1 protein-coding gene is annotated in these 1,455 nt (G+C 43.4%); it reads left to right on the top strand.

Translation table 11 applies throughout. The features are described from left to right. Positions 1-501 precede the first annotated feature (501 nt). A partial coding sequence (locus tag A3729_RS20450) for a methyl-accepting chemotaxis protein (RefSeq protein ID WP_231877476.1) occupies positions 502-1,455 on the top strand: 954 nt, incomplete at its 3' end.

The following is a 1,455-nucleotide window of genomic DNA, read 5'->3' as shown; positions in this document are numbered from 1 at the left end:
AGAATCCAAAGAAACCCTTGATGCAATTAGAGTTAAGGCGCTATCTAACGCTAAGGAACTCGGTACTTATAACACGCGTTCTTCCTTTCAGTTAGGACGGAAAGTTTTAACTTTCTCAGAATTGTGCCACCGCTCACCTCGCAGGCTTTTTTAGTCTGTTAGCACCATTGCGTTGCATCTTCAGTTCTGCAAGTAATCATTGCACTTTGCTTGGGCGTGACTCTTCCTTGTCGCACTTTAAATAGCACTCGCCTGTATTTCTGTTTCTTACGTACATCTTGTTACATATTAATTTGCTTAATAAAAACAATTGATTAGCTTCGTGTTAAGTGGTCTGCCTTGATGTGATTTTACTAGTGGGCATGGCTTTTGCCCCTTCTTTGATGTTGATGACATTTATTGTCCTTTAAATCAGGAAAAAGAATGGGTCTAGAAAGTTATGTCTACTGCTCGGCGTTATCCTAAACATATTTTGTTTTTATTGTCATGTCCCTTGCCTGTGTGAGTGCTAGCATTTTGATTTCAGGTGTTACCTGGAATGCCTTGCTTATTGCCTTGCTTGGTGTCATTGCTCTTGCTTTGATGCTTTGGCAATGTGCTTCTGCCCAGGCATTGCAGCAGTTAGCGCATTTGCTTCAACTTCCGGATAGTCAGTATCGCGATTTACCTTTAGAGGGTTTAGGTAAAGATGAAAGCCTAAAAGCCTTCAAGGATTATTTACTTAGCCATGAACGCTCAGAACAAAGCAAGGAGGAGTACTTTGCTGAGTTTGTTCATATGGCCAGAGAACTCTCAATTAGTGCCTTGTCGGCATCAACCAATGCAAAAGAGCAAAAGGCTTCGATTACCTCATCAGCAGCGGCTGTGACTGAGTTGAGTCAGAGTGTGGAAGATGTAGCGGCACAAATCAAATATGTTCACGACGACATAGAACGCTCGCGTGAGCAGACAACTGAAGGTATCGCTGAGGCCCAATCTGCCACAAATGAAATAAGCCGTATGGTCGGTTTATCTAAAGAAAGTGAGGTACTGGTTACAGAGTTGTTGGAGCATACCAACAATGTCGCAGCGATGTCGAAAATCATCATTGATATATCGGAGCAGACTAACTTGCTATCGCTTAATGCTGCGATAGAAGCGGCGCGAGCAGGCGAACATGGGCGAGGGTTCGCTGTGGTCGCAGACGAGGTTCGAAGTCTTTCAATTCGTTCTAGAGAGTCAGCTAATGAAATAACCGAAAGCATCAATAATGTGCAAAAACGAATGGTAGGCGTTACCGATAAGTCTTGTCAGGTAATGCGTGCTGCAGAAGATAACGCTGCGCGTATCAACCAGCTTGAAGGCTCTTTGGGAACGATCGCAAATATGATCGATAGCATTACAAACAAAATGCTCGTGATTTCGACAGCAACGGAGCAACAGAATATTGCAACGCGTGAAATCTCCGAAAATGTT

This window comes from Oleiphilus sp. HI0043 (assembly GCF_001634935.1).
Note: the sequence above shows the minus strand (reverse complement) of the source record. Positions and strands in the feature narration are given on the sequence as shown.